The 25,070-nt window shown below is 35.4% G+C and carries 24 protein-coding genes; 3 read left to right on the top strand and 21 right to left on the bottom strand.

Translation table 11 applies throughout. The annotated features are described in order from the left end of the window. Positions 1 to 345: 345 nt before the first annotated feature. From leuS to DES36_RS02395, 15 genes are all read right to left on the bottom strand, one after another. Positions 346 to 2,757 carry a leucine--tRNA ligase gene (gene leuS / locus DES36_RS02320; protein ID WP_113919604.1) on the bottom strand — a complete coding sequence of 804 codons (2,412 nt, stop codon included), beginning with the start codon at positions 2,755 to 2,757 and terminating at the stop codon, positions 346 to 348. A gap of 345 nt (positions 2,758 to 3,102) precedes the next feature. Beyond that, positions 3,103 to 3,441, bottom strand: coding sequence for a ribosome silencing factor (rsfS, locus tag DES36_RS02325; protein WP_113919605.1), 339 nt, complete (start codon positions 3,439 to 3,441; stop codon positions 3,103 to 3,105). A 13-nt stretch (positions 3,442 to 3,454) separates the two neighbouring features. After that, positions 3,455 to 4,021, bottom strand: coding sequence for a bis(5'-nucleosyl)-tetraphosphatase (symmetrical) YqeK (gene yqeK, locus DES36_RS02330; RefSeq protein ID WP_170128140.1), 567 nt, complete (start codon positions 4,019 to 4,021; stop codon positions 3,455 to 3,457). A 144-nt stretch (positions 4,022 to 4,165) separates the two neighbouring features. Continuing rightward, complete coding sequence (gene nadD, locus DES36_RS02335) at positions 4,166 to 4,783, bottom strand: nicotinate-nucleotide adenylyltransferase (RefSeq protein ID WP_113919607.1); 618 nt, start codon at positions 4,781 to 4,783, stop codon at positions 4,166 to 4,168. A gap of 12 nt (positions 4,784 to 4,795) precedes the next feature. Then, complete coding sequence (gene yhbY, locus DES36_RS02340; protein WP_113919608.1) at positions 4,796 to 5,101, bottom strand: ribosome assembly RNA-binding protein YhbY; 306 nt, start codon at positions 5,099 to 5,101, stop codon at positions 4,796 to 4,798. Positions 5,102 to 5,110: 9 nt separating this feature from the next. Then, positions 5,111 to 6,394 carry a GTPase ObgE gene (gene obgE, locus DES36_RS02345; RefSeq protein ID WP_113919609.1) on the bottom strand — a complete coding sequence of 428 codons (1,284 nt, stop codon included), beginning with the start codon at positions 6,392 to 6,394 and terminating at the stop codon, positions 5,111 to 5,113. A gap of 351 nt (positions 6,395 to 6,745) precedes the next feature. After that, on the bottom strand, positions 6,746 to 7,033 hold the full coding sequence (rpmA, locus tag DES36_RS02355; RefSeq protein ID WP_113919611.1) for a 50S ribosomal protein L27: 288 nt from the start codon (positions 7,031 to 7,033) through the stop codon (positions 6,746 to 6,748). Between the two features lie 16 nt (positions 7,034 to 7,049). Then, entirely contained in the window at positions 7,050 to 7,373 is a 324-nt protein-coding gene (locus DES36_RS02360) for a ribosomal-processing cysteine protease Prp (RefSeq protein WP_113919612.1), read from the bottom strand. Positions 7,374 to 7,379: 6 nt separating this feature from the next. Continuing rightward, the gene (gene rplU / locus DES36_RS02365) at positions 7,380 to 7,697 is read right to left on the bottom strand and encodes a 50S ribosomal protein L21 (protein ID WP_113919613.1); all 318 of its coding nucleotides are present in this window, start codon (positions 7,695 to 7,697) and stop codon (positions 7,380 to 7,382) included. 285 nt (positions 7,698 to 7,982) lie between these two features. Continuing rightward, the gene (locus tag DES36_RS02370; RefSeq protein WP_242981678.1) at positions 7,983 to 9,401 is read right to left on the bottom strand and encodes an Rne/Rng family ribonuclease; all 1,419 of its coding nucleotides are present in this window, start codon (positions 9,399 to 9,401) and stop codon (positions 7,983 to 7,985) included. A 224-nt stretch (positions 9,402 to 9,625) separates the two neighbouring features. Then, positions 9,626 to 10,732 (bottom strand): tRNA epoxyqueuosine(34) reductase QueG, encoded by a 1,107-nt coding sequence (queG, locus tag DES36_RS02375; RefSeq protein WP_113919615.1) that lies wholly within the window; start codon positions 10,730 to 10,732, stop codon positions 9,626 to 9,628. A gap of 170 nt (positions 10,733 to 10,902) precedes the next feature. Then, on the bottom strand, positions 10,903 to 11,448 hold the full coding sequence (locus tag DES36_RS02380) for a hypothetical protein (protein WP_113919616.1): 546 nt from the start codon (positions 11,446 to 11,448) through the stop codon (positions 10,903 to 10,905). A gap of 38 nt (positions 11,449 to 11,486) precedes the next feature. After that, positions 11,487 to 12,728, bottom strand: coding sequence for a S8 family peptidase (locus tag DES36_RS02385; RefSeq protein WP_207657417.1), 1,242 nt, complete (start codon positions 12,726 to 12,728; stop codon positions 11,487 to 11,489). A gap of 26 nt (positions 12,729 to 12,754) precedes the next feature. After that, positions 12,755 to 13,114: a hypothetical protein gene (locus tag DES36_RS02390; RefSeq protein WP_113919618.1), complete on the bottom strand. Its 360-nt coding sequence runs from the start codon at positions 13,112 to 13,114 to the stop codon at positions 12,755 to 12,757. Positions 13,115 to 13,125: 11 nt separating this feature from the next. After that, on the bottom strand, positions 13,126 to 13,425 hold the full coding sequence (locus tag DES36_RS02395) for a hypothetical protein (RefSeq protein WP_146953586.1): 300 nt from the start codon (positions 13,423 to 13,425) through the stop codon (positions 13,126 to 13,128). A gap of 165 nt (positions 13,426 to 13,590) precedes the next feature. On the opposite strand from DES36_RS02395, the gene DES36_RS14715 reads away from it, so the two are divergent. The 3 genes from DES36_RS14715 to DES36_RS02405 all read left to right on the top strand — a co-directional run bounded on the left by DES36_RS14715 (position 13,591) and on the right by DES36_RS02405 (position 15,092). After that, positions 13,591 to 13,746, top strand: a complete 156-nt coding sequence (locus DES36_RS14715) for a hypothetical protein (RefSeq protein WP_170128142.1) — start codon at positions 13,591 to 13,593, stop codon at positions 13,744 to 13,746. 177 nt (positions 13,747 to 13,923) lie between these two features. After that, on the top strand, positions 13,924 to 14,151 hold the full coding sequence (locus tag DES36_RS02400) for a hypothetical protein (RefSeq protein ID WP_146953588.1): 228 nt from the start codon (positions 13,924 to 13,926) through the stop codon (positions 14,149 to 14,151). 191 nt (positions 14,152 to 14,342) lie between these two features. Next, positions 14,343 to 15,092, top strand: coding sequence for a hypothetical protein (locus tag DES36_RS02405; RefSeq protein WP_113919621.1), 750 nt, complete (start codon positions 14,343 to 14,345; stop codon positions 15,090 to 15,092). Between the two features lie 256 nt (positions 15,093 to 15,348). Here the strand turns inward: DES36_RS02405 and yihA are convergent, their stop codons facing one another. From yihA to uvrA, 6 genes are all read right to left on the bottom strand, one after another. Then, positions 15,349 to 15,942, bottom strand: coding sequence for a ribosome biogenesis GTP-binding protein YihA/YsxC (gene yihA / locus DES36_RS02410; RefSeq protein ID WP_113919622.1), 594 nt, complete (start codon positions 15,940 to 15,942; stop codon positions 15,349 to 15,351). After that, positions 15,942 to 18,293: an endopeptidase La gene (lon, locus tag DES36_RS02415; RefSeq protein ID WP_341457115.1), complete on the bottom strand. Its 2,352-nt coding sequence runs from the start codon at positions 18,291 to 18,293 to the stop codon at positions 15,942 to 15,944. Before lon ends, yihA begins: the two co-directional genes overlap by 1 nt. Before the next feature lie 236 nt (positions 18,294 to 18,529). Beyond that, positions 18,530 to 19,810 (bottom strand): ATP-dependent Clp protease ATP-binding subunit ClpX, encoded by a 1,281-nt coding sequence (gene clpX, locus DES36_RS02420; protein ID WP_113919623.1) that lies wholly within the window; start codon positions 19,808 to 19,810, stop codon positions 18,530 to 18,532. A gap of 13 nt (positions 19,811 to 19,823) precedes the next feature. Beyond that, positions 19,824 to 20,405 carry an ATP-dependent Clp endopeptidase proteolytic subunit ClpP gene (clpP, locus tag DES36_RS02425; protein ID WP_113919676.1) on the bottom strand — a complete coding sequence of 194 codons (582 nt, stop codon included), beginning with the start codon at positions 20,403 to 20,405 and terminating at the stop codon, positions 19,824 to 19,826. Between the two features lie 30 nt (positions 20,406 to 20,435). Continuing rightward, on the bottom strand, positions 20,436 to 21,731 hold the full coding sequence (tig, locus tag DES36_RS02430) for a trigger factor (RefSeq protein ID WP_113919624.1): 1,296 nt from the start codon (positions 21,729 to 21,731) through the stop codon (positions 20,436 to 20,438). A 378-nt stretch (positions 21,732 to 22,109) separates the two neighbouring features. After that, positions 22,110 to 24,920 carry an excinuclease ABC subunit UvrA gene (gene uvrA, locus DES36_RS02435; protein WP_113919625.1) on the bottom strand — a complete coding sequence of 937 codons (2,811 nt, stop codon included), beginning with the start codon at positions 24,918 to 24,920 and terminating at the stop codon, positions 22,110 to 22,112. Between the last annotated feature and the right edge of the window lie 150 nt (positions 24,921 to 25,070).

A 25,070-nucleotide genomic window follows, 5' to 3' on the forward strand; every position in this document is an offset into this window, starting at 1 on the left:
TTCATCTTTATAACTAGCAAAGATGTTTTAGTTAAATATCAAATTTTATAGAGTTGATTTTGCGGAAAGTGGAAAGCGGAACACTCTAGCTACTACACAGTCATCCAGAGCACAAGGAAGGGTCTCAATAGGCTTCTTTTGAAAACAAACATAACTACCACTTCTACATATATTGATATGACTAGTCAATTCTTAGAGATCCTTCGTTGCAAGCGCCTCAGGATGATATATGCAGTAGCTAGGGTCAAAACCACCTCGCCCAAAGGCGAGGAAAGGTTTTCCCTTCGGCTTTCCGCATTCAGCTTTCAGCTAGTGAAGTAAAAAACTCCCCCAAGGGAGAGTTTTTTACTTCACAACAATATTATATATTTTCCCAGGTACAAAGATTTCTTTTACGATATTCTTTCCATTAATATGGTTTGTGATGCTTTCATCTACCATAGCGGCTTTATTAGCATCTTCTTTTGTTGCGTTTACTGGAATGGTGATCTTGCCTCTTACTTTACCATTTACTTGAACAGCCATTTCTATAACTGATTCTACAGTCTTTTCTTCGTCATATGTTGGCCAAGATGCTTGATTTAGCACTCCGTCGAAACCTACAATCTCCCAAAGTTCTTCTGTGATATGGGGAGCAATAGGATTTAGTAACATAATAAAGGTCTTAAACTCTGCCTTATTAATCTGCCCTTTTCCATTAAAATCATTTAAAGCACTCATCATTGCCGCAATGGCTGTATTAAACTTAAGAGCTTCATAATCTTCGTTTACTTTCTTTATTGTCTTGTGCATGAGGACTTCATTTTCTTTGCTGTATTCATCCCCATCCACTAAAATTTCCTGCAATTTCCACAATCTATCTAGGAATCTCTTACATCCCTTCACACCATTATCGTTCCAAGGAGCTGGTTTCTCATAATCTCCTATAAACATAATATACGTTCTTAAAGTATCTGCACCATATTCTTCGATAATGTCTCTAGGATTAATGACATTTCCTCTGGATTTGGACATTTTTTCTCCATCAGAACCTAAAATCAAGCCTTGAGCAGATCTTTTAGCATAAGGCTCTTTTACTGAAACCTCTCCAATATCATATAAAAATCTGTGCCAAAATCTAGAGTAAATAAGATGTCTTGTCACATGTTCCATACCGCCATTATACCAGTCTACTGGCATCCAATAATTTAGCTTGTCCTTAGACGCAAATTCCTCGTGATTGTGTGGATCTGTATATCTCAAGAAATACCAACTTGAGCCAGCCCATTGTGGCATTGTATCTGTTTCTCTTTTTGCAGGGGCTCCGCATTTTGGACAAGTAGTGTTAACCCATTCTTCAATAGAAGCTAGTGGAGACTCTCCAGTTTCTGTTGGTTGATAATTTTCTACTTCAGGTAATCGAATAGGAAGGTCTTCCTTATTCACACCTACAAGTCCGCAGTGCTCGCACTCAACAATTGGTATAGGTTCTCCCCAATATCTCTGGCGATTAAAAGCCCAATCCTTCATCTTGTAGTTTGTAGTCCTCTTGCCGATTCCTAACTCTTCTACATATTCAATAGCTTTTGCCTTTGCTTCTTTTACGCTTAAACCATCCAATCGCCCTGAATTGACGAGTATTCCTTGTTCAATATCTGTATAGGCTTCTTCTTGAACATTTCCACCCTTAATTACTTCAACAATAGGTAGGTTAAATTTCTTTGCAAATTCCCAATCACGTGTATCATGCCCTGGAACGGCCATAATAGCGCCTGTACCGTAACCCATCATGACATAGTCTGCAATCCATACTGGAATACTATTTCCATTAAGAGGATTAATAGCAGAAATACCTTTTATTTCTACACCTGTCTTTTCTTTTGCCAACTGAACTCTTTCGAATTCGGTCTTTTTCCTCGCTTGCTCTTGATACTGAGTGAGCTCGTCCAAATTGCTGATTCGATCTTTCATATTCTCTAAAAGCGGATGTTCTGGTGCAATAACCATAAACGTTGCACCGTACAATGTATCTGGTCTTGTAGTAAATACAGTTAATTTTTCTTTAGAATCCTTAATCGAAAAATCTACCTGAGCACCATAAGATCTTCCAATCCAGTTTTCTTGTTCTAATCGAATTCTAGGTGGAAAATGAACTTCATCCAAACCATCTAATAGTTTATCTGCGTATTCTCTAATCTTTAGGAACCATACATCTTTTTCCATTTGCACAACTTCACTGCCACATCGATCGCAAACTCCACCCTGAGATTCTTCATTGGCCAAAACAACTTTACAATCATTGCAGAAATTAACATAAGTTGTATCTTTATAAGCAAAACCCTTTTCAAATAAATTTAGAAAGATCCACTGAGTCCACTTATAATAGTCTGGATCTGTAGAGTCAACTGTTCGATCCCAATCAAAAGAGTATCCTATTTCTTTTAGCTGATTCGTGAAAACTTCAATATTTTCATCTGTTACAACTCTTGGATGTCTTCCTGTTTTTATAGCATAATTCTCAGTTGGCAAACCAAAAGCATCCCAACCAATTGGAAATAATACATTATAACCTTCTAATCTTCTTTTTCTCGATATTACTTCTAGAGAAGTGTAAGCGCGAACATGTCCTACATGTAGCCCTACACCTGAAGGATATGGAAATTCAACCAAACCAAAAAACTTTGGTTTCTCGGAAAAATCAATTGCCTTAAAAACTTCCTTTTCCTCCCACTCCTTTTGCCACTTTCTTTCTATCTTCTTAAAATTATACGATGACATTCTTTTGCCTCCTCAATTCCCCTCAGAAATGAACCTTCTATAAATAAAAAATTACTCCCTATAAAAAGAGCGCCATAGGCGCTTTATTTACCATCTTTTATCATTATAATGAACATTAATTTGCATGTCAAACACATTAGTTGTAAGTTCTAAGTCGTATGTTCTAAGTAAAAGCAAAAGTCACCTAATTGACAAGATACCTGCAAATAGCATGTAGCATTAGCTAATCTTGTTTTAAGTAAAAATCAAGTCAACATAGGCGACGAAGTGCTTTTACATAAAACTTAGAACTTAGAACTAAAACTTACAACTTCTACATAGAACTTACAACTTAGAACATAAAACTTACAGCTTTCGTCCGTCACTCCACAGTCTTTCTAAATTATAGAAAGTTCTCTCTTCTTGATGAAATATGTGGACGACTACTTGATTGTAGTCTAGTAGGATCCAGCGGCCTCCTTGACGACCTTCTCTGCCTATGGGTTCTATACCTAGTTTTGTGGCATTGTCTTCGATATTGTCTGCAATAGCTTGAACAGTACGGTCAGATGAGCCGCTTGCAATAACAAACACATCTGCTAACGAAGTCAAACCTTTTACATCAATAGCTTCAATATCAAAGCCTTGTTTATCATCTATACTTTTCTTAATTAATTCAACAAATTCTGCTGTCTTTTGATCCATATAATTCTCCTTATCATTTATATTCTAATAATATTGAATTTCTAGCGTCTATCGTCTGTGGATGTAATAATGCATTCATCGAAATGACAAAATGCACCGTATTATCAATAGCTCGTAAAATCGCTTGATCTAAATCGATTTTTGATAATTTTCTTACTTCTTCTATACCGTTATAAGACCTGTTCTTTTCTATAATATCAGCCAAATAGATGATTTTTTCCAAAGTAGACATTTTTGCCCTGCCTGTAGTGTGATAATGTATGGCATTCAATACTTCTTCATCCTGTATACCAAAATCCCTCTTTGCTACAAATTCCCCTACAGGTCCATGCAATAATTGAGGTTCTGCAAGAATCACCTCATCTAGTTCTAGATTCTCATCCTTTGCAATGACCATTAGCTCTTCCGTCTTCATTTCTTTAGCGCAGTCATGACTAATTGCTGCTATTCTTGTTTTTTCGATATCACAATGATACCTCATTGCTAAATCGCTGGCACATTCAACTACACCTATTGAATGTAAAAACCTATGCTCTGATAGGATCCCCCTTAATTTACCTTCAATTTGGTCGTAATTCAAGAAAACACCCCCTTGGCGCAGGCGCCGCCTGCTTAGACCCTAGACACTAGTCTATAGTCACTAGCATTTAGCTATCTTCGGTAGCTAAAATGACCTTTAAGGAATACCCAAATACTAGGGACTAAGGACTAGCGTCTAACGACTTCACCTGTACAGATTATTCTCATATATATATTTTAGCACCCTTTGTGGTAGTAAGTACCTAATAGAATGTCCTTTTTTTACTCGAGATCTTATTTCTGATGAAGATACATCTATTTCTAGGGTATCAAGATTGGTAATATTGGCACCGTAGTTTTCATTAAGCTCCCTAATCCTTCGTATCAAGCATTTACCATCGTATCCTGGTCGAAAGGTGGTCACAATTTTTAGCTTTTTTAATACAATTTTAGCATCTTTCCACTGATGAATCTGAAAAATAATGTCTGCCCCTGATATAAAGTAGAAATCAGTGTCCTCATAGATTTCATCTAATTCCTTTAAAGTATCAACTGTATAAGTAACCCCTTCTCGTTCCATTTCGATCTTAGAGATATCAAAATAGGGATTAGATACAGTTGCTATTTTCGTCATATTATACCGATGATTTACCCCTGCATCCTCAATATCCTGTTTGTAAGGATTTGTTCCTGTTGGAATAAAAAGAACTTTATCTAATTGAAGTTGATCTCTTGCTGATTCAGCTAACAAAAGATGACCAAAATGAATTGGATTAAATGTCCCTCCAAGTATACCAACTTTCTTTCTCTCCTCATTTTTCACTTGGCTTGCTCCTTATTTTCCTTTTGATTTGGGGAGTTCAATAATAGGCTTTGTATGATTGTGTTTATATAATACAAATTTATTTCCAATAACACAAACGATCTCTGCACTTGTAGAAGTTGCTAAACTTTCTGCCACTTCTTTTACCTCTTCAAGTGAATTTTGTTGCACCTTACCTTTTACTAGTTCTCTAGCTTTCAAGGCATCTTTGGTTTGAACTACAATATTAGGTGTAATACCTTCCTTGCCAATGTGAATAATGTCCGGCTCATGATGAGCAAGAGATCTCAAAAAATTTCTCTGTTTGCTATTTAGCATTTTTTCCTCCTATTTAAAATATTCAAATTCGATATCACCCATACGTACTATTTTTCCGTCTTCGATCCCCAAATCTTCAAGATCTCGAATGACACCTTTATCTCTTAATACTTTCTGGAAATAAGCTACAGAATCGTAATCATCAAAATTTACAGAAGTGAGCAATCGCTCTACTAGTTCTCCTTCAATAACATAATAATCGTTCTCTCTTCGTACTCTGTAATCTTTCTCAAAGGTTGGGCGATATACCTTTTGCGCCTCTTCTTCATTTACCTCAAAAATTGGCTCTACCTCTCCAATTTCTTTCAATAATGTAGCTGTACGGTCTAATATTGCTTCAATGCCTTGATTTGTTGCAGCAGATAAAACAAACACTTCAAAACCGTCTTGTATTAATTTTTCCTTCAATTCATCTAAAGTGGATAAATCTTCTACAACATCGGCTTTATTTAATGCTACGATCTGTCTTCTTTCTGATAATTTTTTATTGTGTTTTTCTAATTCTAGATTAATCTTTTTAAAATCATCATAAGGATCTCTGCCTTCAAACCCAGAAACATCTAGTATATGAATTAACAGCTTTGTTCTCTCTACGTGCCTTAAAAACTGATGACCTAGTCCTGCACCTTCATTGGCTCCTTCAATAATTCCAGGAATATCTGCTACTACAAAACTAGGGTAGTCCTTCCATTTAACAACGCCTAAATTGGGCACTAGTGTAGTAAAATGATAATTTGCAATTTTTGGCTTTGCTTTTGATACTACAGATAGAAATGTTGATTTCCCAACATTAGGGAATCCTAGTAAACCTACATCTGCCAACAATTTTAATTCTAACACAACCGTAAGCTCTTGACCTTTTTCGCCACCTTCAGCAAAGTGAGGTGCTTGTCTTGTGGCAGTGGCAAAATGCTGATTGCCTCTTCCACCTTTGCCACCTTTTGCAATGATGACTTCTTCATCCATTTCAGTTAAATCGGCAATAATATTTCCAGTATCTTTATTGAAGATTACAGTACCTGGAGGTACTCCAATAATCAAATTTTCACCTGCTTTTCCTGAACGATTACTACCTTCTCCATTTCCACCAGAAGGTGCCTCGTGTTTTCTCTTATATCGAAAATCCACTAGAGTTCTAAGATTAGAATCGACTTTAAAAACCACATCTCCGCCTTTTCCACCGTCTCCACCTGCTGGTCCTCCATTAGGAACGTATTTTTCTCTACGAAAAGCCATGCTCCCATGACCACCATTCCCAGCTTTTATATCAATTTGTACTCTATCTACGAACATTTTATCACTCTCTCTTTGCGAAACAATATATCCTTAGTTATACCCACTTTTTTATTAAGATAGCCCTATAAAAACAATTTAGAATTGAGAATTTAAAATTTAAAAAACTCCAATTCATATGGTATGCTTTAATAGTCAGAAAGCAAAGATCCTTCGTCGCAAGCTCCTCAGGATGACTAGAGGAGGAGCCCCCGTCATTATCTCGCCCATAGGCGAGTAAGGGTTTTTCTGTCCACCCTACCACCTGACCACCTGACCACCTGACTACCTGACCACCTGACCACCTGACTACCTGACCACCTGACCACCTTAATTATTAAAAACGCCACCTCATTTGAGGTGGCTGTCATCTTACATAGCTTCTCTTGGATATATACTAACTTGTTTTTTGTCTCTACCTTTTCTTTCGAATCTCACGATGCCGTCTGCTGTTGCAAATAAAGTATCGTCTCCACCTCTTTTTACATTAACACCTGGGTGAATCTTTGTACCTCTCTGTCTTACTAATATATTTCCAGCTAGTACAAATTGTCCATCCGCTCTTTTAACGCCTAATCGTTTTGATTCACTATCTCTACCATTTCGAGAACTACCTACCCCTTTTTTATGGGCAAATAATTGTAAATTCATTTTTATCATTTTAGTACACCTCCGTTCATTCTTGTACTTTTATATATTCACTGTAATTTAATTCGATACTTTTAAGTCCTAGATAAAAAGTTTCAACAATAGCATCTATTTGTAAAATCTTGACTTTATCATCTGTATCCAGTATTTCAAAGTCAATATATCCATCGTCTTTTATCTCGTACTTAATGTCTGCTTTGACATACTCTGTAAGTCCATTCAGCACCGTAATAGATAATGCGGATACTGCAGCGCATACAATGTCATATCCAATGATGTCGTATCCACTATGTCCAGCAATGTTCACAGAGGAAATACGTCCATCTTTTCTACTGATTTTACAACGAATCATAGGATATTACTTTCCAGCTGAGATACTAGTAATCTTAACTTTTGTATATGGTTGTCTATGACCTTGTTTTCTTCTATAATCTTTTTTAGATTTGTATTTGTAGATGATTACTTTTTTGCCTTTACCTTGTTCTACAACTTCTGCAGAAACAACAGCACCAGCAACATTTGGAGTACCAACTACCATTTCTCCATTGTTAATAGCTAAAACATCTTCAAAGTTTACTTCAGCTTGACCTTCAGCCACGTTTAATTTTTCAACTTCGATAATGTCGCCTTCTTGAACACAATATTGTTTTCCACCACTTTTAATTATAGCGTACATACTATAAAACACCTCCTCAATCCAGTCTCGCCTACCAGGTAGCCAAATGGCTTTATAACCTCTCTCGTGCGGCTTCAACGTACCTCGTACGTCAAATTAGTATAGCACAGACGCTTGTTCGAAGTCAAATTTTTTTGTAGTTTTTCGAACAAACGACAAGCACTATTATATTGAAAAACACAAATATGCGATCCTTATTACTCTTTCAAATTGTTCATTATTCATTGTTCCATGTTCATCGTTCACTGCGACGTCAGTCGCATATTTGCTGACTACCTGACCACCTTAAAAAATAATTATTTCCCCAAACTCCATAAAAGGACTAACTTCAATTTGCACTTTAACCTTATAATACTCCTCAATCATTTGAACTACATTATGCTCATTTTTTTCTCTTTTCTCTACAATGAGTTCTTTTAAATAAGGATTCACTTTAAGAAAAAGGGTATTTTGTTTTAAGAGATTCTTATTTCTTTCCATTATAGACATAGCTTTGTAAAATAGAACTTCTTGCTTCGGAAGATAACCTGTCCCTACGCAAATTTTACACTCCTCTGTTTGTATCCTATTTAATCTCTTTCCCTGTTGCTTTCGTGTCATTTGTAAAATACAAAGCTCAGTAAAGCCATATATTTTTGTCTTTAATTTATCTTTTTCAAGGCATTTCTCTAAGTAATCTACTACAGTCTTCTGCTCTTCCATTTTTTTTATATTTATATAATCAATGATAATAATACCACCGATATTTCTCAATCGAATTTGATTTGCTATTGCTTCAGTAGCTTCTAGATTAATCTTTAAAAAGGTTTCTTCCATATTATTATGACCAGTAAACCTTCCACTATTTACGTCAATTACCGTACAAGCTTCTGTATAATCAATAACAATATATCCACCGCTCTCCAACCATACCTTGCGATCAAACAATTCATTTACTTGATCTTCTAATCCACAGTAATTTAAGAGATATGGTTGTTCTATATATTTTATCTTCTCTACACTTTCTAAAAAGTAGATACTAAAATATCTTTCTAATTCTTCTAAAATTTCTCTTCCATTTACTATAATATCATCAATTTCTTCATTATAGTAATCTCTTATCATCCGACCTACAATAGAGGAATCTCTTAACAATAGCTTTGGGGCAATTTCTATAGGATTTACCTTTTTCCACTTGCTAAGAAGATAATCTAATTCTCTTTTTATGTTTTCTTCTTCTGCACCTTCTGCTTCCGTTCGCACTATAAGCCCATAATCTTGGCCTTTAAGGTTTTTTGCAATCTTCATTAATCGATTTTTTTCATCCGTATTCCTAATTTTTTTAGAGATATAAACCTTTTTTTCCATTGGCAATAAAACTAGAAAATGTCCAGATAGAGAACATTTTGTTGTCAACCGAGGACCCTTATCTCCAATAGCTTCTTTTTTAACCTGAACGATCAATTCTTGCCCTTTTTTAACGCATTTTTCAATGGGCAGGTTTTCATCATTGGGATGAATATCCTTTTGATGAAGCAAACCATTTTTTCCTTCTCCAATATTGACAAAGGCCGCTTGAATGCCTGGTTTAATCTGCTCTACTCTCCCTATATAAATGTTTCCATAATGTTCAGATCCTGTTGCTCTCTCTATAAAAAAATGGTCTAATTTATTCTCTTTTGTAATGGCAATACAAACCTGACCATCTTGAACATCTATTATCATTCTATTCACGTTAATCACCTCTTTTTTGCTGAAAGCGGAATGGGGAAAGTGGAAAGAAAAACCTACACTCGCCTTTAGGCGAGATAGAGAAAAGCATATCATCCTTGAGGCTTTAGCCGAAAGATCTTGATTTTCTTGCCTCTAGCGTATAACACCTAGCCTCTAAGTTCGTAGAGACAGTTTACTCCGTTCATATGCCATTAAATTAAAGCCACCACAGGTGGCTAGTCTTCCCCTTTCAGTTTTCCGCTTTCCACGTATTTTTGTTTGAATTCTTCATCCTCTAATACCAAACTCTTTTCCACTAATACTCTTCCCTTTTCTCCGTACTCTAATAGAGATAGCATAGCATAGAGTCGAATATCTGGTCTATTGTCCTTTAATGTGTCTATTAATAATCGAAAATTTTCTTCACTTTGTACATTGCCAGCTACAATGATGGCGTTTCTTTGGAGATTCTTTTTTCCTCTCCAACCTGCTGCTGTACTCCCGTAATTTTTCTTAAAGGTTTTATTGTCCATCTTTAATAGATCTTTGAGTTTTGGTTTTACTGTAGATAAATCCGGTGCAAACTGTCCTTCTTTTGAAAGAAGACTTCCTTTATTCATAGGACAGACCTCTTGGCAAATATCGCAACCATAGAGGCTATTGCCTAAAGATTTTCTTTCTTCTCTATTTAGAAACTCTTTTTTTTGAGTCAAATAGGAAATACACTTCTTAGAACGGAAGCCTTGTCCTTCCTCTAGGGCTCCTGTAGGGCAGGCGGTAATACACCTTTTACAAGGGCCGCATTTAGAATTCATTTTCTTTGCATTTTCTTCAATGTCTACATTGACGAGTATATGACCTAAGAATATGTAGCTTCCGTAGAGGGGATTGATGATAAAGCCATTTTTTCCATAATAACCCAATCCGCTTCGTTCAGCAATAGCTCGATCTAATAAAAAACCACTATCCGTAAATGGCTTGTACTCTAATTGAGGATAGATTGCCTGAATGGTACTCATAAGTCTATTCATCTTGTCCATTAAAACAATGTGATAGTCTTTTCCCCAAGCCACCCTAGAGATTTTGCCACCATTTGACTCATCTTCTCCAAAGAGGATGTCATGCTTATAAAAAATCCCAATGCTAATAATGGACTTTGCTTCATCCCATACTTTTAAAGGATTTGTATTTTTTTCTAAATCTAGCGGTAAAAAAGGAGACAGATTTTCCTTATCTATTCTATCCTCAATTGCAGATTTAGCCTCATGAAAAACATCCGCATTCGTAAATCCAATCAAATCGATATTTAATTTTTTAGCCTCTTCAATTATTCTATCCTTCATCCACCGTCACCAATACTTTATGAGTGTTAGTATACCATAAATTTATGTAAGTAGGAAGAAACTAGTTGCTTAGCAAAAAATCTATTAGCGGAAAGCTGAATGCAGAAAGCTGAAAAAACAAAAGCCACCAAATGGTGGCTATTCCGCTTTCCGCTGTCAGCTTTCCCCTTTCAAGATACTGGTACATCTTCAATAACTTTCTGCTCCCCTTTGTATGTAATATATATATCTACAGTTTTCACATCTTTGTCTAATGGGTAGAATTTTACGTATAGTATTTGCTTCCAGCCTAGTGGTTGATCTGAAGGAAAATCTACGATACTATAATATGGCAAGGGAAAGAGTGTATTTCCCTTGTCATCTTTAATATACATACTACTAAAATCATCTTTGTTTAGTTTATTTTTCTTTGTATTTTCAATAATTGAATTTACTGCAAAGTAACTCTGGTCACCATTTACCCAAGAATAGACAATATAGTATTTTTCTTTTATGGTTTTTTCAATACTTATTTTTACATCTCCAAAATTAGCATAGTGAGGAGATTGACCATAAGTCTGTTGTAGTAATTCCTCATAATTAGGAGGGACCTGAGTAAAATACCCTAAATAGATACTGCCATTAGTAAGTCTTACCTGATTACTTTTCCAATTCCACACTGTTATGCCCATCAATAAAAGAGCAACGATTATCAATGCTTTCGTATATTTTTTCATATAATCACCTAGTTCATTATATGATTTCTTCTATTTCATTATGATAAGAGTTTTTTAATATTTAAAGAGCCTCTACCTTGATCGTATCTACCGCCTGCAATTTTATCTGTTGATTTTAACAATCTCTTCTTAATTGTATCTGGAGCCAAATTAGGCTCTTTTTGTAATAGTAGAGCTAAAGCACCTGAAACTACCGGCGTAGACATGGACGTACCACTTAACTGAACATAACCTCTCTCTTTTGACAATGCGGCATTCTCATTAGGTACGTACTGTTTATTTGTCTTTAAAGAATTTACTTTAACTCCTGGAGCTACTAAATCTGGCTTTGTTTTTTTTGAAGCAGTAGGACCACGACTAGAGAACTCAGCAATAGTATCATCTTTTATATCTACAGTTCCCTTTGCATCGGAACATCCTACAGTTATGACCTTTTGACTAATCCCTGGAGAGTTAATAGTAGTACTTTCTGGTCCTGCATTTCCTGCTGCAGTAACTACTACCACCCCCTTAGACCATAATGCATTGACCCCTTTTACTAACGGGTCATCATATTCTCTAAGATCTGGATTAGATCCAAGCGACAAGGACATAATTTTAATATTGTATTTGTCTCTATTATTTAAAACCCATTGCATGCCAGCGACAATATCAGAGGTTGCCCCCCCTCCATCGGCATTCATTACCTTTACGCCGATGATTTTTGACTTTGGGGCAATGCCTCTATACTTGCCTTTAGAAGCTGTTCCGTCTCCAGCAATAATTCCAGCTACATGGGTACCATGACCATTATCATCATATGGACTAGTGTAGTTATTGACAAAATCTTTAAACGCAACGATTCGATTTTCTTTTGCAGTTAGATCCTCATGAGGATATACCCCTGTATCTAGTACAGCCACGCCTATATTGCTCCCATCATATCCTAGATCCTCTGATACGTCACTGGCAACAGTACCTCGTACGATTTCCATTTGCGTCGTCACTTTTGAATCGTCAGCAATAAAATTGACTTCCGGCAACTTCGATAGTTCCTCTATTCTTGATGCTGGTATATCTACAGCTACAGCATCAATAAGGTCTAAATTATACTTTATTGTACAATCACAATTTTCTAATGCTTTTCTCTTACTTAGTTTATTGAAATCCTTATATAATATAATGATGGAAACATTCTCATCATTGTTTTTTTGAATTCGATTTAACAATCTACTATCAATTTTTTTTCGTCTAGAAATAGCAAACACCCCTTTCCTGCGTTTGCTATAATCTATGTGCAAACGAGAAAAAGGGTGATAATATGATATTAGTTATTTCTTTTTCGTGATCTTGTTTTGATGTATTTGACTTCTTCTACTTCCTTATTATCTTCTTGAATTTCTTCGCTTTCTTTTTGTGTTTCTTCTTTTGCTTCTTCTAATTCTTCTTTAATATCTATATCTTCTTCTCTATTCTCATTTATATCCTTAACCTTTTGTTTTCTCGCTCCTTTTCTTTTGGCTAACCTTTCTGCCTTCTCTGCTTTTATCTTTTCACGTCTTGCTTTTGTCTCTGCAAGTTTTTTTGCTCGTCTTTCCTTTTTTTCAGCCAATTTCTTTTCATTGATCTCCTTGCGCTTTTCAGCTGCTTCCGGATCGGAATTTAATAAATTATTTAAAATTGACATCTCTACCCCCATTAAATATCTTTCATATAGTTTTTTGCCATCTTTAGGAACTTATCAAATTTCTTTTGGTCTTCTTTTGAGAGTTTATCTTTCATATCTAGAATTAATTGAGCTACTTCTTCGTTAGAAGCTGTTTTTTTAAATTCGCTAATCTTATTTATTGAGTCATTCAATTGATTACCGTATTTTTTATCCAACTCTTTTAACTTCTTATCTACTTTATCTTTACCGATGGTATTTTTTAGTTCGTCAACTTTTTTCTCATACAGCGCTTCGTCTTTCTGTTTTAGATCATCGACTTTCTTGATCATATCCATTACCTCTTTGTCTTTGATATGAATCCCTCCCATTTATAAGTTCTCAATAGTATTCTATGTCCTTGTTTTTAAATTGTGCTTTATTTTTTCACACTTTCCTCTACATCTGCGTAATATGAACTAAGCAATGCCAATATCATTAATTTAGGAGGTAAATAAATGTCTTGTTTTTTTGGAGATAACTGTGATTGTTCAACACTATTAATGTTTTTCTTGTTATTAATTGTATTATTTGACAGCTGTGGTATATGCGGGGATAATGACGAAACATTGTTGTTCTTCTTCTTACTATTAGTGATCATATTCACTAATTAAGAAAATTACGTAAAAAACACAATTAATTCATCACCATATGAATTGCTTAACGTAATATACACCAGAGTAAATTTTTCAAAATAATGCACCGTGCAAAGAAACACATATTAAAAATTGCATAAGAAGTCCCTGTATAGAATATAGACTATAGGGAAATAAGAGTTTGGGAAATGGCCAATGCCATTTCCTATATATAATAGGGAGGTAAGTATGGGTTTTTTAGAAGGTATATTCGATGATGATAATACGCTTTTGATTATTGTAATTTTACTTGTAGTCTTTTTACTACTTAAAGATGATGGTTGTGGAGACAATATTTTTGATAAATTTAATTTAGGAGACAATTGGCTATTAATCTTAATCGTAATATTATGTCTATGTGGAGACGGATTTGATATTTTTTAGGATCCGTGAATCACCTCAGGAAATCCTAGTAGCAAATTAATACAATAAAGGTTAATCCTTTTGATTCATTTGGGGGCTGATAGACTAGGTACATAATCCCCAAATGAATCAATGAAACACCTTATGCACAGCTAGGTCTATATGAAATTGGAGAAGCATAGATTATAGTAAATAAACTTGGAGTGTTGTATATGAATAAAAACAGATCATACGAGTGGGGGCCAAAAGGCCATAGTCAACTTCCATTGTATAGAAAAGCCTTTCCTTTAGATGATATCACTCAAGAGCCAATAGGGCATCAAGTTGTCAATACGGACTTTGAGGCAAGCTATAGTGAAGATACAGAAGACGTCATTCAAGCTGTAGAAACGCTTAACCCTTATCTTCAACCAAAAAATCAAATTCTCTTAAGAGCTTTAATCAAGTTAAATAGCATAAAACATGATATAGGCTCACTAACAAAAATTCAAAGCGAACCTTCCATTAATACAGTAAGCGTTAGACCAATGACCCTTAAGGAAGGTCTAGAGATTGCCCAAGAGATGTCTCCTTATTTATCAGGAAGCGCCAATCGACAAGTCAACAATACGATATCAAGGCTCCACACAATAGATAAAATAAAAAATAGCATCAACGGCATTAAAACTGCACAATCGCTAGAAGTCAAGGCAGAATACATACTAGATAATCTAAAACTTTTCATGCCAAGAGATAAATACACAAAAATCAAACAAACCGTCAACATACTCAAATTACTTCAAAGCACCGCAGAAATTTCTCGCGTTGACGATTCTGTAGAAGAAGATAACCTAGGCATAAATGAAGATCAACAATTTGAATCTTTTGAACACCAAAATGTAGATCAAAACAAAAACAAAAATGAGCAATTATCCGATATCGTTGATTTGCTCGATAAATTCTCAAACAAAAAGACAGAGTAAATGTCATTTACTCTGTCTTTTTGTTTGAGTATTCCTTTTGGATTAGCAATCAGCCACTAGCGTTCAGCAATCAGTTTAGGGTATTTCTCTTGGGTCTTAGATCCTTGAGGCTTTAGCCGAAGTATCTTTCTTTTCTTTACCTCGCCTATAGGCGAGTTTAGGTTTTCCTGACCACCTGACCACCCGACCACCTTAATTTTTTTCCGTCCAACCAAAAATTTCTAAGTGCCTCTGCATTAGATTATAAGATTATCCCTTATTCTTGATCCAAAAAGATTTCATCTAGAATTCCCATCAATTCTTCTTTTCCTCTTTTTGCAGTAGAAGAAAACAAGATAATATCTTCTGGATCTTCTAAGTCGAATGCTTGAACGATTTGTTTTATATTTTTTCGGTAGTCATTGTTCTTTACTTTGTCAATTTTTGTGGCTACGACGATAGGAGTTATGTCCATCTTTCTAAGCCAATTATGCACTTCTATATCGTCAGCAGTAGGCTCATGGCGAAAATCAATTAGGTGTATGACAATTGTTAGATTTTCACGTTTTTTTATATATTCTTCGATCATCCTCTTAAAGTCTTTTCTTTCCTCTCTAGATACCTTGGCGTATCCATAACCAGGCATATCTACAAAGCAAAAAAGATCTTCTACATTATAAAAATTAATCGTTCGGGTTTTTCCAGGCTGAGAACTGGTTCTAGCTAGGGCTTTTCTGTTGATCATTGTGTTAATAAACGAAGATTTGCCCACATTCGACCTACCTAAAAGCAAAACTTCTGGTAGGTCGTGTTGTGGATAATGCTTTGCATTTACTGCACTAATAATCAAATGAACATTATTGATTTTCATTATAAATCACCATGAAACACCAATTGAATAACCTCTTCCATATTGCCTACAGTGGAAATATGAAGCTCTTTTTTAATATTATCTGGTATTTCATCTAGATCCTTCTCATTTTCCTTAGGAATAATGATATTTCGAATATTTGCTCGATGAGCGGCTAAAAGCTTTTCTTTTACTCCACCAATTGGCAGCACTCTTCCTCTCAGAGTGATTTCTCCAGTCATAGCTAGATTCTGATTTACTGGCGTTTTTGTCAACATAGATATTAACGCAGTAGTCATGGTAATTCCTGCAGAGGGACCATCCTTTGGTATGGCTCCTTCTGGAACGTGAAGGTGAATATCTAATTCTTTATAAAAGTTTTCATCAATACCTAGATCTTTTGTTTTAGAGCGGATATAACTAATTCCTGCTAGAGCTGATTCCTTCATTACATCCCCTAAATGTCCGGTAAGTTCGACCTTTCCTTTTCCTGGCATAGAAATAGCTTCAATTTGTAATGTCTCTCCACCTACAGATGTCCAAGCCAAGCCGTTGACCAAGCCAATTTCTTTTTTGTCTTCGATAATATCATAGAAGTATTTCCTTGATCCTAAGAATTTCTCTAAGTTTTTATTATTTACAGTAACAGATTTTTTATTATCTTCTACGATAATTCTAGCTACTACTCTACAAATACGCGCAATCAATCTTTCTAATCCACGTACTCCAGATTCCCGAGAGTAGTAATTGATCACTTCCATTAAAGTCTCTTCAGAAATCTTGATATTACTCTTCTTTAATCCGTTCATTTCGGTTTGTTTTGGCAAAAGATATTTTTTAGCGATTTCTAATTTTTCTTGAGCCATATAACCCGATAGTTCAATGATTTCCATACGGTCTAATAGTGGACCTGGTATCGTACTTGTGCTATTAGCAGTGGTAATGAACATCACTTTTGATAAGTCAAACGGAAGTTCTAAATAATTGTCTGTAAATGTTGTGTTTTGTTCTGGATCAAGTACCTCTAATAGAGCAGATGCTGGATCCCCTCTAAAATCTTGACTCATTTTATCTATTTCATCTAGAAGAAATAGTGGATTTTTGCTTTCAGCTTGTTTAATATTGTAAATAATTCTTCCAGGGATAGCTCCTACATAAGTACGACGATGTCCACGAATCTCAGCTTCGTCTCTCATTCCACCTAAAGACATTCGAACAAATTTACGACCTATAGCACGAGATATGGATTTTGCTATGGAAGTTTTACCTACACCTGGAGGTCCTACTAAGCATAAAATAGGTGCCTTTAATGAATTTGATAGTTTTGTTACCGCTAAATACTCTAGAATTCTTTCCTTTACTTTATCTAAAGCATAATGATCTTCATCTAGAATCTTTCTAGCTTCCTTTAGTTCGATGAACTCTTCTGTTTCTGTATTCCAAGGTAAATCTAGAATCCATTCAATATAAGTTTGGATAACTCCAGCCTCACTTGTTCCTGATGGAACTTTGCTTAACCTTGAGATTTCCTTTTCTACTTTTTCTTTGATTTCATCCTCTAAATCCAGCTTAGATAATTTTTCTCTATACTCTTCAATACTATTAGAAGTAGAGCCATCTCCAAGCTCTTCTTGAATGACACGCATTTGCTCTCTTAGATAATATTCTTTTTGCTGCTTATCCATTTGGTCTTTGACTTTGTCGTCAATATCCTTTTCTATTTCAAGAAGCTCTAATTCCTTTACTAATACTTCGTATATTTTGTATACACGTCTTTTCGTATCGAGTTCTTGAAGTAAATCCTGGCTTTCTTCAATATCTAAAAGCAAATTTGCTCCAATGACGTCTAGTAGTTGATCTGTGTTTTTAATAGAATCCATCGCCAAAATGATATCTGGTGATGATTTCTTCGTCAAACCCAGGTAAGTTATAAAAGATTGTTTCGTCATTCGCAATAAAGCTTTTGATTCTTTATCTTTTAGTTGTTCTCCTTTAATCTCTTGTATATGAACTTTAAAAAAGTTTTCTTGTTCCGTATATTCTGTAATCAATGCCCTGCCTTCAATTTCTACTAAAACTCGAATAACATTTCCTGGCATCTTTAAGAGTTGTTTTACAACAGCTAATGTACCTACTGAATACAAATCTTCTGGTTCTGGATCATCTACATCTGCATTCCTTTGACAGACCAATATAACATTTTGATCATCTGCCATAGCTTCTTCTAATGCATTTATAGACTTTGTTCGCCCTACATCAAAGTGTAAAACCATTCCTGGAAATACACTTAATCCCCTTAATGGGATTAGGGGGTATTCTTTATCTTGAAAAATTTCATTTGGCTCTTCTATATATTTAATGGTATCGTCCAAACCCTAAGTCCTCCTTAACAAAAACAGTCTATTCGTTTATCATTATATCATTTTAACTATCTTATGCAATTATTACAACAAAAAAAGTGCGAATGCTGTCATTTCCTTTTAAAAAGATTTGTTGCAAGTAGTACGTTTTAAGTTCTAAGAAAAGCAAAAAACTTCGAAAGTTCGTTGGCCACCCGTGAACGCTGATTGCTTAAAAAAGCTCTAGAGGTTCTCTCTAGAGCTTTTTCTCAGCTAGCGCTTTCTTCGTCGCTTTTCTTTTTACTTGTTTTCTTAGGTTCTTCTAGTTGTTTTTCTCTGTATACTAGAAGAGGTGCTTTGTTTTTTGTGATGGTTTCTTCAGAAATAATGCACTTGATAATGTCCTTTTGAGAAGGAACATCGTACATTACGTCTAACATCACTTCTTCAATAATTCCTCTTAAACCTCTAGCACCTGTTTCGTTTTTAAGAGCCTTTTTTGCGATTGCTTTTAAGGCACCTTCTTCAAAAATTAATTCTACATCATCCATTTCGAACAATCTTTGATATTGTTTAACTAAAGCATTTTTAGGTTCGGTTAAGATTCTTATTAAGGCACTTTCATCCAATGGCTCTAATGTAGTGATAATTGGAACCCTACCTATAAACTCAGGAATTAGACCATATTTTAGTAAATCTTTTGTCTGAATCTCTTTTAATAACTTAATGCTATTGGAATCTTTTTTTCCTTTGACATCGGCACCAAATCCAATTGCCTTACTACCACTACGTTTTGCAATGATCTTTTCGATTCCATCAAATGCACCACCAAGAATAAATAAAATATTCGTGGTATCAATCTGCAAGAACTCTTGATGAGGATGTTTTCTTCCACCTTGTGGAGGAACATTTGCTACTGTACCTTCAAGAATCTTGAGCAATGCTTGCTGAACGCCCTCACCGCTAACATCACGGGTAATGGATGGGTTTTCACTTTTTCGAGCGACTTTGTCAATTTCGTCAATATAGATGATACCTGTTTGCGCTCTTTCAATATCATAATCAGCAGCTTGAATCAATTTTAGTAAAATATTTTCTACATCTTCCCCTACATAACCTGCTTCTGTCAAAGATGTGGCATCTGCAATAGCAAAAGGGACGTTTAAGATTTTTGCTAGAGTCTGAGCTAATAAAGTCTTACCTGAACCAGTAGGCCCTAATAAAAGGATATTGCTCTTTTGAAGTTCAACATCGTCAATTTGCTCAGCATTAATCCTCTTGTAATGATTGTATACTGCAACAGATAAAGATTTCTTCGCTCTCTCTTGTGAGATAACAAATTCATCTAGAAAATCTTTTATTTCATGTGGTACCGGAATATCACCAAGATTAATATCTTCGTAGACATATTCTTCGCCTACAATTTCTTGACAAAGGTCGATGCACTCATTGCAAATATAAACACCTGGTCCTGCGACCATTCTCTTTACTTGATTTTGAGTTTTTCCACAAAATGAACAATTTATATGTTGTTCGTCATTTTTTGCCACTATAACACCTCACTTACCTTGAAGTAATAACTTTGTCGATCAAACCGTAATCTTTTGCCTCTTTAGCATTCATAAAATTATCTCTGTCTGTATCTTTTTGAACGACTTCGATAGGTTGACCTGTTTTTTCACTTAATATTCTATTGATTTCATCTCTTGTTCGAATCAATCGGTTTGCGTAAATTTGTACGTCCACAGATTGACCTTTTGCGCCACCTAGTGGTTGATGAATCATAATTTCACTATTAGGAAGGGCAAATCTCTTTCCTTTTTGTCCTGCAGCTAATAAGAAGGCTCCCATTGATGCTGCCATACCAATACAAATTGTAGAGACATCGCTTTTAATGTAATTCATGGTATCATATATAGCAAAACCAGCTGTAACAGAACCTCCAGGACTATTAATATACAACTGAATGTCTTTGTCAGCATCTTCTGCTTCTAAAAATAGCAATTGAGCTACAACTAAACTTGCCGTTGTATCATTAACTTCACCATTTAAGAAGATGATTCTCTCCTTTAATAATCTAGAAAAGATATCGTAAGATCTTTCACCTCTGCCTGTTTGTTCGACAACCATAGGAACTAAATTCATATCCATAAATTCCACTCCTTTTTTTATCTATTAATTCTTTTGTACTGCATTTTCAACTAAGTATGCAATTACATTTTTTCTCTTAACTGTTTGTTGGAAATATTCTTTATCACTATCTGTCATAGTCTCTTTCATCTTGTCTGCTTCCATATTATAAGATTTTGCATATTCTTCAATAGCTTCTGCAATTTCTTCTTCTGTCGCTTGAATATTTTCTACCTCAGTTATTTTTGTCAAAACTAAATCCGTCTTGATTTGGTTTTCTACATCCCCTCTTGCACTTTCTCTAAATGCTTCTTCAGAAGAGTTGGTGTATCTAAAATAATCTTCCATACTGATTCCTTGCATTTGCATACGGTATGAGAAGTTTTCTATTGTCTTATCGATTTCTTCATCGACCATTGGCTTAGGAATCTCAACAGTGGCGTTATCTACAGCGAATTTAGCTGCTTTGTTTCTTGCTTCTTCTTTTAGTTCATTTGTCTTTGTCTCTTGCAGTTTTGCCTTTAAGTCTTGTTTGTATTCATCTAATGTATCAAACTCACTAATGTCTTTTACGAATTCGTCATCAATTTCAGGCAATTCTTTTGTCTTTATTTCGTTCACTTTTACTTTGAAAATAGCTTCTTTTCCAGCTAAGTCAGCAGCATGATACTCTTCAGGGAAAGTTACTTTTACGTCTACTTCTTCTCCTACTTTTGCACCAATTAATTGTTCTTCAAAACCTGGAATAAATTGTTTTGATCCTAATACTAGATTGTAGTTTTCACCTTTACCGCCTTCAAAAGCAACTTCATCTACAAATCCTTCGAAGTCAATTACAGCTGTATCTTGTTCTTTTGCAGCAGTACCTTCTTCAACACTTACCAATCGACCATTTTGACTTTGAATTTTTTCTAATTCTGCATTGATGTCTTCATCTGTTACTACATAATCTAAACTTTCGATTTCAGCGCCTTTGTATTCACCTAATTCAACTTCAGGTTTTACAGCAACGCTTATGGTCATAACAAGACCTTCTTGTGCATCAATTGTATCTAAACTTTCCATAGATGGTCTGGAAACTGGAAATAATTCATGTTCTTCTACAGCTTTATTATAAGCCTCTGGGAATGCAAAATCGATTGCGTCTTCATAGAATACATTCGCTCCATATTGTGCTTCAATGACCTTTCTTGGTGCTTTTCCTTTTCTAAATCCTGGAACATTAAATTTGCCTTTGTTCTTATTATATGATTGGTTTACGGCTTTATTAAAGTCCTCTGCTGAAACTTCCATTTTTACCGTCGCTACATTTTTTTCTATTTTTTCAACTGTTGATCCCATCGAAATCCTCCTATATCCACTTTCTTCTTCTGAATAAACAAATTTTTAACCTTTTCATTATAACATACGATTTTGAAAGATACAAATTGGAAATTTAAATTAGTTACAATTCCATTTTCACCTTACATCTATCGTAAGTGTTGATTAAGCAGGACGACAGAGTCGTCCCCTACACGAGCTTTCGCACATAATTTTGTAGACCCAAAACGAATCCTCTAATGCTATTAACTAAACACTAGGGACTAAAAGCGCCTTTGGCTTATCGTTTTTGACCCGCAGAGCAGTGCCCTAAACTGATGACTGAACGCTGATTGCTAGTGGCTATATTGGCATTATACCAAACTTTTTCCAAATCAAAACAAAAAACACATAAATTTTCTAAATTTTTTCTTTTAGAAAATGCCCTGTATAAGATCCTTCATGTTGAGCCACTTCCTCTGGTGTTCCTGTAATGACGATACTCCCACCGCCTTCTCCACCTTCTGGACCTAAATCAACAACATAATCTGCAACTTTAATCACATCTAAATTATGTTCAATAACGACTACGGTGTTTCCATTATCTACTAGTCGTTCTAAGACCGTAACCAATTTATCTACATCTGCAATATGAAGTCCTGTAGTGGGCTCATCTAAAATATATAAAGTTTTGCCTGTACCCCTTTTACTCAACTCTGTTGCCAATTTAATTCGCTGTGCTTCTCCTCCAGATAACTGAGTAGAGGGTTGTCCTAATTTAATATAGCCTAGCCCTACCTCGTATAGCGTTCGCATCTTTGGCTCGATTCTAGGAATATTCTTGAAAAATTCAAGGGCTTCTTCCACAGTCATTTCTAAGACATCGGCAATGCTCTTTCCTTTATATTTTACCTCAAGCGTTTCTCTATTGTAGCGTTTCCCCTTACAGACTTCACAAGGAACATACACATCAGGAAGAAAGTTCATTTCGATTTTTATAATGCCATCGCCCTTGCAGTTTTCACATCTCCCACCTTTTACATTAAAACTGAAGCGACCTTTTTGATATCCTTTTACTTTTGCGTCTGGTGTCTGAGAATATAAATCTCGAATCATATCAAATACCCCAGTATAGGTGGCAGGATTTGACCTAGGTGTTCGACCTATTGGAGATTGATCAATATCAATGACTTTGTCAATATTCTCAATACCCACTATTTCCTTATGCTTTCCTATCTTTCTGTTTAAGCGATTGGTCTTGTTGGCTACACCTTTATAGAGAATTTCATTTATCAAAGTGCTTTTTCCAGAACCAGATACTCCCGTTACACAGTTTAAAGTTCCAAGAGGGAATTTTACATTAATGTTCTTTAAATTATTCTCTTTGGCTCCTTTAATCTCAAGAAAATGTCCATTTCCCTTTCGTCTTTGGGATGGAACAGGGATGCTCTTCTTGCCACTTAGGTACTGACCTGTTATAGACTTTCTAGACTTTTTAATCTTTTCTACATCTCCTTCGGCTACTACTTCGCCTCCGTGAATGCCTGCACCTGGTCCAATATCGATAATATAATCCGCTTCATACATGGTATCCTCATCATGTTCCACTACAATCAATGTATTGCCTAGATTGGTGAGGTTTCTCAAAGCCTGAAGAAGCTTCTCATTATCTCTCTGGTGTAGACCAATGCTAGGTTCATCTAATACATATAAAACGCCAACTAAACCTGCACCTATCTGAGTGGCTAGCCGAATTCTCTGAGATTCACCACCCGAAAGGGTGCCTGCACTTCGAGAAAGATTCAGGTAGTCTAGTCCTACATCCTTCAGAAAATGTAGACGAGATTTTAATTCGATTAGTACTTGCTCAGAGATCATCTTTTCATATGGCGTCAATTCAATTTTGCGGAAAAAGTCTATGCTATCTTTTACAGACAAATCCGTTAATTCGATGATATTAATATCATTAACAGTGACTGCGAGAGTATTGTCATTTAATCTCTTTCCTTTGCATTTGGGGCAAGGAATATCTGACATAAAGTTCTCAATTTTCTTTAACATCTGTTCTGACGTTGTCCCTCTATGCCTTCTGTCCATGTTTTTTACAATACCCTCAAAGACTACATCTTTTTCCTTCCACCCTCCAAAATGAGAATCAAAGTTAATGCGAACGACTCTATCAGTTCCGTAAAGAAGTGCATCCATAAACTCTTTAGGGGCATTTTCTATAGGCTCATCCATAGAAAAATCGTAAAGCTTTGCTAACCCTGATACGATTTCATGGTAATAAGTAGCTTCATTGCCTATTCCATAGAATTGAACAGCTCCTTTGTTTAGAGACAGAGTCCTATCAGGAATTAACAATTCTGGATCCACTTGACTATGAAACCCTAAGCCATTACATTCTTCACACATGCCAAAGGGATTATTAAAGGAGAACATTCTAGGTTCTAATTTATCCATAGAAATACCGCAATCGTCACAGGCAAATTTTTCACTATAAGTAAGCCTTTCTCCGTCAATTACATCAACTATAATAACTCCTTCTGACATTTTTAAGGCTGTTTCTATAGAATCTGTCAATCTTTTTTCCATATTCTCTTTTATTACTAAACGATCGATAACTACTTCAATGGTGTGTTTTTTATTTTTATCTAAATCAATTTCCTCGCTTAATTCAAACATATTCCCATCGATAATTGCTCGCACATATCCATCTTTCTTAATGGATTCAAGAAGTTTTTTGTGCTGTCCTTTTGCTCCTCGAATAATAGGTGCTAGTATCTGGAATTTTGTCCTAGGCTCCATAGACATAATTTGGTCTACCATCTGGTCTACAGATTGGGATGAAATCTCCTTACCACACTTAGGACAGTGAGGAATACCTATCCTAGCGTATAACAATCGGTAGTAATCATAGATTTCCGTAACCGTTCCTACAGTGGATCGAGGATTTCGATTGGTGGTCTTTTGATCAATAGATATTGCTGGAGACAAACCTTCAATACTTTCTACATCAGGCTTGCTCATTTGACCTAAAAACATTCTTGCATAGGAAGAAAGAGACTCTACATACTTTCTCTGTCCCTCTGCGTATATGGTATCAAAAGCCAAAGAAGATTTCCCAGACCCACTAAGCCCAGTCAAAACCACAAACTGATCCCTAGGAATCTTTATATTAATATTCTTTAGATTGTGTTCTTTAGCACCTTTTATCGTAATGTATTTCATAAATGCTCCCTTCGTTTAAGTTGTAAGTTCTATGTTGTAAGTTCTAAGTTTTTAGTCACCGAAGGTGACTGTTATGCTTTTACATAGAACTTAGATCTTAGAACTACCGAATTTAAGCCCTCTTTTGAGTTCTAAGTTCTACGTTGTATG

It is taken from the genome of Alkalibaculum bacchi, assembly GCF_003317055.1.
In the GTDB taxonomy this organism is placed as follows: domain Bacteria; phylum Bacillota; class Clostridia; order Eubacteriales; family Alkalibacteraceae; genus Alkalibaculum; species Alkalibaculum bacchi.

Excerpts from the sequence above, each read along its gene's own strand:
- leuS (WP_113919604.1), bottom strand. The coding sequence starts at position 2,757 with ATGTCATCGTATAATTTTAAGAAGATAGAAAGAAAGTGGCAAAAGGAG.
- rsfS (WP_113919605.1), bottom strand. The coding sequence starts at position 3,441 with ATGGATCAAAAGACAGCAGAATTTGTTGAATTAATTAAGAAAAGTATA.
- yhbY (WP_113919608.1), bottom strand. The coding sequence starts at position 5,101 with ATGCTAAATAGCAAACAGAGAAATTTTTTGAGATCTCTTGCTCATCAT.
- obgE (WP_113919609.1), bottom strand. The coding sequence starts at position 6,394 with ATGTTCGTAGATAGAGTACAAATTGATATAAAAGCTGGGAATGGTGGT.
- rpmA (WP_113919611.1), bottom strand. The coding sequence starts at position 7,033 with ATGATAAAAATGAATTTACAATTATTTGCCCATAAAAAAGGGGTAGGT.
- DES36_RS02360 (WP_113919612.1), bottom strand. The coding sequence starts at position 7,373 with ATGATTCGTTGTAAAATCAGTAGAAAAGATGGACGTATTTCCTCTGTG.
- rplU (WP_113919613.1), bottom strand. The coding sequence starts at position 7,697 with ATGTACGCTATAATTAAAAGTGGTGGAAAACAATATTGTGTTCAAGAA.
- DES36_RS02370 (WP_242981678.1), bottom strand. The coding sequence starts at position 9,401 with ATGATAATAGATGTTCAAGATGGTCAGGTTTGTATTGCCATTACAAAA.
- queG (WP_113919615.1), bottom strand. The coding sequence starts at position 10,732 with ATGAAGGATAGAATAATTGAAGAGGCTAAAAAATTAAATATCGATTTG.
- DES36_RS02380 (WP_113919616.1), bottom strand. The coding sequence starts at position 11,448 with ATGAAAAAATATACGAAAGCATTGATAATCGTTGCTCTTTTATTGATG.
- DES36_RS02390 (WP_113919618.1), bottom strand. The coding sequence starts at position 13,114 with ATGTCAATTTTAAATAATTTATTAAATTCCGATCCGGAAGCAGCTGAA.
- DES36_RS02395 (WP_146953586.1), bottom strand. The coding sequence starts at position 13,425 with ATGATCAAGAAAGTCGATGATCTAAAACAGAAAGACGAAGCGCTGTAT.
- DES36_RS14715 (WP_170128142.1), top strand. The coding sequence starts at position 13,591 with ATGTCTTGTTTTTTTGGAGATAACTGTGATTGTTCAACACTATTAATG.
- DES36_RS02400 (WP_146953588.1), top strand. The coding sequence starts at position 13,924 with ATGCCATTTCCTATATATAATAGGGAGGTAAGTATGGGTTTTTTAGAA.
- DES36_RS02405 (WP_113919621.1), top strand. The coding sequence starts at position 14,343 with ATGAATAAAAACAGATCATACGAGTGGGGGCCAAAAGGCCATAGTCAA.
- yihA (WP_113919622.1), bottom strand. The coding sequence starts at position 15,942 with ATGAAAATCAATAATGTTCATTTGATTATTAGTGCAGTAAATGCAAAG.
- clpP (WP_113919676.1), bottom strand. The coding sequence starts at position 20,405 with ATGAATTTAGTTCCTATGGTTGTCGAACAAACAGGCAGAGGTGAAAGA.
- tig (WP_113919624.1), bottom strand. The coding sequence starts at position 21,731 with ATGGGATCAACAGTTGAAAAAATAGAAAAAAATGTAGCGACGGTAAAA.
- uvrA (WP_113919625.1), bottom strand. The coding sequence starts at position 24,920 with ATGAAATACATTACGATAAAAGGTGCTAAAGAACACAATCTAAAGAAT.